This is a genomic window from Flavobacterium branchiophilum NBRC 15030 = ATCC 35035 (genome assembly GCF_002217205.1).
Lineage (GTDB): Bacteria > Bacteroidota > Bacteroidia > Flavobacteriales > Flavobacteriaceae > Flavobacterium > Flavobacterium branchiophilum.
Genome location: NZ_MUGT01000086.1, coordinates 1 through 8,842, shown reverse-complemented (window position 1 = coordinate 8,842; position 8,842 = coordinate 1). Strand labels below are relative to the sequence as shown.

Annotated in this window: 6 protein-coding genes; 2 read left to right on the top strand and 4 right to left on the bottom strand. The window is 33.9% G+C overall.

Annotated elements, in window-relative coordinates:
* Nucleotides 1-134: 134 nt before the first annotated feature.
* From rpsJ to rpsL, 4 genes are all read right to left on the bottom strand, one after another.
* Nucleotides 135-440: a 30S ribosomal protein S10 gene (gene rpsJ / locus B0A58_RS10370; RefSeq protein ID WP_007803605.1), complete on the bottom strand. Its 306-nt coding sequence runs from the start codon at nt 438-440 to the stop codon at nt 135-137.
* An 11-nt stretch (nt 441-451) separates the two neighbouring features.
* A complete protein-coding gene (gene fusA / locus B0A58_RS10365) occupies nt 452-2,608 on the bottom strand; it encodes an elongation factor G (RefSeq protein ID WP_014085053.1) in 2,157 nt (718 codons plus the stop codon).
* Nucleotides 2,609-2,619: 11 nt separating this feature from the next.
* Complete coding sequence (rpsG, locus tag B0A58_RS10360) at nt 2,620-3,096, bottom strand: 30S ribosomal protein S7 (protein ID WP_014085052.1); 477 nt, start codon at nt 3,094-3,096, stop codon at nt 2,620-2,622.
* 96 nt (nt 3,097-3,192) lie between these two features.
* Entirely contained in the window at nt 3,193-3,600 is a 408-nt protein-coding gene (gene rpsL, locus B0A58_RS10355) for a 30S ribosomal protein S12 (protein ID WP_014085051.1), read from the bottom strand.
* 179 nt (nt 3,601-3,779) lie between these two features.
* On the opposite strand from rpsL, the gene B0A58_RS10350 reads away from it, so the two are divergent.
* Together B0A58_RS10350 and B0A58_RS10345 are read left to right on the top strand one after the other, a co-directional pair.
* Entirely contained in the window at nt 3,780-5,429 is a 1,650-nt protein-coding gene (locus tag B0A58_RS10350) for a BamA/TamA family outer membrane protein (RefSeq protein ID WP_089081000.1), read from the top strand.
* Nucleotides 5,430-5,599: 170 nt separating this feature from the next.
* Complete coding sequence (locus B0A58_RS10345; protein WP_089080999.1) at nt 5,600-8,842, top strand: SusC/RagA family TonB-linked outer membrane protein; 3,243 nt, start codon at nt 5,600-5,602, stop codon at nt 8,840-8,842.

Sequence of the window (8,842 nt, the reverse complement as noted above, 5' to 3'; positions counted from 1 at the left end):
AGTAGATTGGACTATTTTATATTTGGTATAAGACAGAAACAACTTTATGAACCCAATATTGCTTCATAAACAATCAAAAAAGCCAAGTCAATTTTATAATTTGACTTGGCTTTTATATAATAAATAAGAAGTAATTATACTTTTATTTCAACTTCTACCCCACTAGGTAACTCTAATTTCATTAAAGCATCAATAGTTTTTGAAGAAGAAGAATAAATATCGATCAATCTTTTGTAAGACATCACTTCAAATTGCTCTCTAGCTTTTTTGTTTACGTGTGGCGAACGCAATACAGTAAACAATTTTTTGTGAGTTGGCAATGGAATTGGTCCTGTAACAACTGCTCCAGTTGTTTTTACCGTTTTTACGATTTTTTCAGCAGATTTATCTACCAACATGTGATCGTAAGATTTTAATTTTATTCTGATTTTTTGACTCATTTTCTTAAAGATTAAGCGTTTCCTTTTGCTTTTTTGATAACTGCTTCTGATATATTAGAAGGTGTTTCGGCATAGTGTGAAAATTCCATTGTAGAAGTTGCACGGCCTGAAGATAAAGTTCTTAATGTAGTTACATAACCAAACATTTCAGACAATGGTACATCGGCTTTAATGGTTTTTGCACCATTTCTGTCTCCCATGTCATTCACTTGTCCTCTACGACGGTTGATGTCCCCTACAATATCACCCATGTTTTCTTCTGGAGTTATGACTTCCATTTTCATGATTGGCTCTAAAATAACAGCACCAGCAGCTTTTGCTACCTCTCTGTAACCCATTCTAGCAGCTAACTCAAACGAAAGGGCATCAGAATCCACAGGGTGGAACGATCCGTCTAACAAAGTTACTTTCAAACTATCTACTTGGTAGCCTGCTAAAGGCCCTGTTTTCATAGCTTCACGGAAACCTTTTTCAACAGATGGAATATACTCTTTTGGTACGTTTCCTCCTTTTACTTCGTTTACAAATTGTAATCCTACAGGTACTTTTCCATCTACTTCGTCTGCTGGTTCCAAACGGAAAACAATGTCTCCAAATTTTCCACGACCTCCAGATTGTTTTTTGTAAACTTCTCTGTGTTGAGCAGATTTTGTAAAAGCCTCTTTGTATTCTACTTGAGGTTCTCCTTGGTTTACTTCTACTTTAAACTCACGTTTCATACGATCTACAAGGATGTCCAAGTGTAACTCGCCCATACCAGAAATAATCGTTTGTCCAGATGCTTCATCTGTTCTAACAGTAAAAGTAGGATCTTCTTCAGCTAATTTTGCCAAAGCCATACCCATTTTGTCCACGTCTGCTTTGGTTTTTGGCTCAATTGCAATACCAATTACAGGAGCAGGAAATTTCATTGATTCAAGGATAATAGGGTGTTTTTCATCACACAAAGTATCTCCAGTTTTGATATCTTTAAAACCAACTGCTGCTCCAATATCTCCAGCCTCGATGTATTCGATTGGATTTTGTTTGTTAGCATGCATTTGATAAATACGAGAAATTCTTTCTTTGCTTCCAGAACGGGTGTTCAATACATAAGAACCAGCATCCAAACGACCAGAATAAGCACGGAAAAACGCTAAACGACCAACGAATGGATCTGTAGCAATTTTAAATGCCAAAGCTGCAAAAGGCTCTTTTACATCTGGACGACGTAAAATTTTGGTTTGATCTTCTTCTAATAATTCAGCATCATCTGGGTGAATTCCTTCGATACCTTCTTTATCTGTTGGTGATGGTAAGTATTTACATACTGCATCTAGCATGAATTGCACTCCTTTATTTTTGAAAGAAGAACCAGCAATCATTGGAATAATCGCCATATCAATAGTAGCTGCTCTTAAAGCGGTATTGATTTCTTCCTCTGTAATAGAGTTTTCATCTTCCATGTATTTGTCCAATAGATTTTCGTCATAGTCAGCTACGGCTTCGATAAGTATAGAACGGTATTCTTTTACTTCATCTACCATATCCGCTGGAATATCTACTATATCAAAAGTAGCTCCTTGTGTAGCATCGTGCCATACAATGGCTTGATTTTTAACTAAATCTACTACTCCTTTAAAATCAGCTTCGTCGCCAATTGGCAATGTAATGGCCACAGCGTTAGATTTTAACATATCTCTAACTTGCTGACAAACGTTCAAAAAGTTAGCTCCTTGACGGTCCATTTTGTTAACGAATCCCATACGTGGCACTCGGTACTGATCGGCAAGTCTCCAGTTTGTTTCTGATTGTGGTTCTACACCATCAACCGCACTAAATAAGAAAACCAATCCGTCCAATACACGCAAAGAACGGTTTACCTCTACGGTAAAATCCACGTGTCCAGGAGTATCAATGATGTTAAAGTGGTAAGGTTTTGTTTCTGGTAAAACTTTTCCTTGTTCTGTTGGAAAATTCCATTCACAAGTTGTAGCAGCAGAAGTAATAGTAATCCCTCTTTCTTGCTCTTGTGCCATCCAGTCCATTGTTGCAGCACCATCGTGTACTTCACCAATTTTGTGAGATTTTCCTGTATAGAATAAAATACGCTCTGTTGTTGTTGTTTTTCCAGCATCAATATGAGCCGCAATACCTATGTTTCTTGTATATTTTAGATCTCTTGCCATTTCGTTATGTATTAAAATCTAAAGTGAGAGAAGGCTTTGTTTGCCTCTGCCATTTTGTGAGTATCCATTCTTTTCTTAACCGCTGCACCTTCTTCTTTAGCTGCTGCTAATACTTCTGAAGCTAATTTTTGTGCCATCGATTTTTCATTTCTTCTTCTTGCATAAAGAATCATCCATTTCATCGCCATAGATATTTTTCTATCTGGACGAATTTGCATTGGAATTTGAAATGTTGCTCCACCCACTCTTCGGCTACGTACTTCTACGTGTGGCATTACGTTGGTTAAAGCATCTTTCCAAATTTCTACTGATGATTTTTCTGCATCTTGTTTTTTGCTTTCTACGATGTCCATTGCATCATAAAACACTTTAAAAGCTGTTGATTTTTTACCATCCCACATTAGATTGTTCACAAAACGTGTTACCAACTGGTCATTAAACCTTGGATCTGGTAAAAGTGGTCTTTTCTTTGCCGCTCTTTTTCTCATTTCTTTTCGTTTTACGTTCTTTTATTACTGTAAAATAAACATTCAAATATATTTTACTTAAACATGATTTACAGGTTTAGAACTGATTTTTTTGATTTACTTTTTCTTTCCTGCTGCTGCTGGGGCTTGTCCTGGTTTTGGACGTTTTGCTCCATACTTAGATCGTCTTTGTGTTCTTCCAGCTACTCCTGATGTATCTAAAGCACCACGAACAATGTGGTATCTTACACCTGGTAAATCTTTTACTCTTCCACCCCTAACTAATACTATCGAGTGCTCTTGTAGATTGTGTCCTTCTCCTGGGATGTAGGCATTTACTTCGTTACCATTGGTCAAACGCACACGTGCTACTTTTCGCATGGCTGAGTTTGGTTTTTTTGGCGTAGTAGTGTAAACACGCGTACAAACCCCTCTTCTTTGAGGACAAGAATCTAAAGCAACCGATTTACTCTTCTTAGTTATCTGAGTTCTTCCTGTTCTTACTAATTGTTGAATTGTTGGCATAATTAATACTAAATATTATTTAAATATAATTTTCCCGCTTTTTACGGGCTTGCAAATGTATAACTTTTTTTTTTCCTAGCAAATCATAATTCATTAATTTTCAACACTATTTCATTTACTATACTTTTTTGATGTGTTTTTCGTTTTTTTATTTTAATTTTACCTAAATTTCATTCCTTTTGAAACAGTTTTTTGCCCTTATTGTCTTCCTTTATTTTTGCCCAATACTCTCGGCACAGCATGTCTATCTGTCTATTTTGGGTCGAAATGAGTCTCAAAATGCTCAAATTCAAGCTATTGGCTATGCAAAAAAACTATCTAATGCCGCTCGGATAAACCAAGAAATGTCAAATTTTCAAAACAAACTCGTCGATAAAGGGTATATCAATGCGGTTTTATGGCACAAAAAAGTCATACAAGATTCAATTTTCGAGTACCAATTTGATCTTGGAACTCCCATCAAATTCATACATATATATATAGGTACAAATAAGTCGTTTTTTCCGAATAGCCCATCAGATACTTTAGTTGTAAATTATGAACAAATTGCTACTTTTTTAAAACAAACCACGGATAAATTAGCCACAAATGGATTCCCGCTTTCTAAAGTGAATCTGCAAAACAAAATAACTAAAAACCAAACACTTATAGCCGATTTGATCATCGAACCGCAATCCAAACGCTTTCTGAACGATATCATAATCAAAGGATATGATGTGTTTCCGGCTGGAATTAAAAAATATCTAATCAAAAAATACCAAAACAAAACCCTCAACCAACAGCTTTTAGAATCGTTGCACCAAGATTTTGCACAACTAGGATTTGTAAAATCAATGAAATTTCCAGAGTTGCTGTTTACAGAAAAAACCTCAAAAGTGTTTGTTTATCTTAACAAAAGCAACAATAATACCTTTGATGGTCTTATTGGATTTTCTAACAACGACAATCAAAAACTACAATTTAATGGTAATTTAGACCTTGGTCTTCAAAATTTTTTAAACCAAGGCGAAATATTGAAAATCAATTGGAAATCTGATGGCAAACAACAAAAAACATTTTTGTTTGACCTAGAATTGCCCTATATTTTTAAAACTCCACTTACTTCAAAGACCCAAATCCATATTTTGAAACAAGACAGCACGTTTCAAACCACAAAATTGGCCTTGGATTTAGGCTTCGCATTGAATTTAAAAACCAAAATATTTGTAGGTATTCAAAATGCAACATCAACCCAAACCCTAAAAACAGCAAATACCAATGGGATATCTTATCAAAACCAGTTTTATGTAGCACAATTTGATTTTCAAAGAAACAAAATAGAGTCCTTTTTAGACAATACCTATCTACATATAGCAATAGGTAATGGAAATAGGCAAACTAAAAATCAAACCAACCAACAACAATTTTTAGCCCTCAATGCCCATTGGCAATTACTTTGGAAAGACAAACACGGATTGAGCCTGAAAACCCAAAATTTTTACCTACAAAGTAATACCTATTTTACAAACGAATTGTATCGATTTGGAGGAATCAAATCCATAAGAGGCTTTCTCGAAAACAGTTTGCAAGCCCATTTAGTAATGACAATAATCACAGAATACCAATACGTCATAAGCCCCACTTTATATGTACACACCATAACCGATTATGGTTTTTTTGAGGACAAAACCACCCAAACAACAGGCAAATTATTTGGACTAGGACTAGGATTTGGACTCAAAACCAAAAATGGTTGGCTCAAAATGAACTATGCCAACGGCACCGTCGGACAGCAAAACATCAAGAATTCGAGTGCATTGATACATTTAAGTTTAACGACAACGTTTTAGTAAATTATTGTTAATAAAATAGATTTTGAGTTATATAAAATCTATAAAAACACCCAAAAATCAGTTGAAATTAGAAAAATCATAAAAAAAACTTAAAATTTATGATTTAAAATTTGGATACTTAACAAATAATTAAGACTTTTGACGCAACTAATTCAAAATTAATTAAAATGAAACTAAAGTTAAAAGGAATTTTGGCACTATTTTTAGTGTTAATAACACAACTTACGTTTGCACAAGACAGAACAGTAAGTGGAGTTGTGTCGGACGCTAGTGGATTACCAATCCCTACGGCCAACGTAAAAGTTAAAGGAACAACCAATGGCGTTCAGACAGATTTTGATGGAAAATACAAAATCAAAGCAAATGCTTCAGACGTTTTAGTATTTAGCTATGTAGGGATGAAAGCACAAGAAGTAAAAGCTACCTCTACTACCATAAATGTAAAATTAGCAAGCGATGCCAACGAATTAAACCAAGTTGTTGTTACAGCAATGGGTATCAAAAGAGAGAAAAAATCTTTGGGATATGCTACGCAAGAAGTTAAAGGATCTGACTTAAATGCGGGAGCTGGTAGTGGAAATTTTTTAAATGAATTATCAGGAAAAGTATCTGGTGTTGCTATCAGACGGAACAATAACTTTGGAGGATCTACTAATGTTGTCTCTAGAGGTATTAAAAGTTTAACAGGAAATAACCAAATGTTAATCGTTGTAGATGGAATGCCTATTAATAATCAAAATGTTAATTCTAATACGGGTGCTCAAACAACAGGTAGAGGGACAACTTATGATTATGGTAATGCAGCTATGGATATTAATCCTGATGATGTAGAGAATGTGAATATTTTGAAAGGTGCCGCAGCTTCTGCACTATATGGATACCAAGCTGGTAATGGTGTTATTTTAATTACAACAAAAAAAGGAAAGACTAATAAAAATGGTGGAATGGGTGTAACTATTGCTAGTGAATTTATTACAGGCGGTATAGACAAATCAACTTTTCCTGTATATCAAGATCAATATGGTTCTGGATATGGTTTAGGTACTTCATTTTTAGGAACTAGCCCAATAGATACTGTTGATACATCTAATGATGGTTCTTATGGTGATCCGTTTGATGGACATTTGGTATATCAATGGAATGCTTTCACACCATATTCATCAAATTATGGTAAAGCTACACCATGGGTTGCAGCTAAAAATGGACCAATAACTTTTTTTCAAACCCCAACATCATTCAGTAATTCTTTAAGTTTGGAAAATGGCGACGATAAATCTAGTTTTGTTTTGAATTATAATAATTTTAAACAAAATGGTATCATGCCAAATAGCGAGATGAAGAAAAATTCTTTAAGTGCTAAAGTTACACATATCTTTAATGATAAATTTTCTACAACAATATTTGCTAATTTTGTAATCCAAAATACTACAGGTAGAAATTCAACTGGTTATAATGATAACATCATGGGTACTTTCCGTCAGTGGTGGCAAACTAACACTGATGTAAAAGAATTAAAAGAAGTATTTGATAATTCTAACGGACAAAATATTACTTGGAACTGGGCAAACCCAACTACTGCGGCAGGTCTTAAACCTATCTATTGGGATAATCCTTATTTTACAAGATACAAAAGCTACCAAAATGATGAAAGAAATCGTTTTATTGGTTATGCAAAATTAGATTATAAAATCAACAACTGGTTAACTGCAACTGGTAAAATAGCTACTGATAGTTATTCAGAAATAAGAGAAGAGAGAAGAGCAAATGGTTCGGTTGCAGCAGAATTTGGTATTGAAAGATTAAAAGAAACATCAGGATACCAAAAATACAATAGAACTTTTTCTGAACAAAATTATGACTTATTATTAACTTTTAAAAAAGATTTTTCAAAAGATTTTTCTTTTAATGGTGTCGTAGGTGGTACAGTTAAAAAGACTAAAGCGAATTATACATTAGCTTCTACAAAAGGAGGTCTAATTGTTCCGAATTTATTTAGTTTATTGAATGGAAATGCAGTGTCATCTCCTTTAGAATCTGAAAGTTATAATACTGTTAATAGTTATTTTGGCACATTATCTTTTGGTTATAAAGATTTTATCTTTTTGGACGCAACAGCTCGAAGAGATGCTTTTTCAACATTAGCAAAAGGATTAAATACAATAACAACTAAAGCGTTATCTGCAAGTTATGTTTTCTCAAACAATATTAAAGCACCTTGGTTAAACTTTGGTAAATTGAGAGCAAGTTATGCCGAAAACCCTCAAGGACAAATTAATGACTTTTCATTATTTGACACTTACACGAAAAATACGGCATTTGGTTCAAACCAATTGTATTCAGTTCCCTCTACAAAAAACAATCCAAATCTTAGCGCAGTAAGAACTGAGACTAAAGAAATAGGTTTAGAAGTTCAATTACTAGACAGAAGACTTGGATTTGACATAAGTGCTTACAAAAGTTTGAGTAGAGATCAAATTTTCCCAGTATCTTATTCAACTTCTACAGGATATTCCTCAAGATATGTTAATGCTGGTTCGGTTCAAAATAAGGGTATTGAGGTTCAAATGAATATTACACCAATAAAAACAAAAGACTTCCAATGGGAAATGTTTTTAAACTGGTCTGTTAATAGAAATACAGTTGTTAGTTTAAATGAAGGAATTTCTAACTTACAGTTAGGAAGTTTTCAAGGTGGTGTTACAATTAATGCAACCGTGGGAGAGCCTTATGGAACAATTATGGGAACAGATTTTATCTATTTGAACGGACAAAAAGTAGTTGGTACAAATGGTATATATCTTAAAAACAGTAATACTAATAATGTAATTGGAAATGTTACACCAGATTGGATTGGTGGTGTTAGAAACAAATTTACTTATAAAAATATTTCAGCTGGATTCTTAATTGATATGCAAAAAGGTGGAGACATCTTTTCTTTAGACCAATCTTATGGATTAGACACTGGACTTTACGATATTACTGTTGGAACTAACCATTTAGGGAATCCTATCAGAAACTCAATTGCTAATGGTGGAGGTATTATTTTACCAGGTGTTCAAGCTGATGGTTCAGCAAATACCGTAAGAGCAGCAAACTCTGACGTTTATGGAATTTACGGATATGAAGCAAATCCAAACAAAGCGTTTATTTATGATGCTTCTTATATAAAATTAAGAGAAGCAAATATTACATATACACTACCATCTAAATATACATCTAAAATGAAAATTTCAGAATTGAAATTTAGTATAATTGGATCTAATTTATGGATCATCCACAAAAACTTACCTTATGCAGATCCAGAAAGCGGATTAAGTTCTGGAAACCTTTCTTCAGGTTATTCTGCTGGTTCTTTGCCAACTACTAGAAACATTGGATGTAATTTAACATTAATCGAGTTACTTACTTAG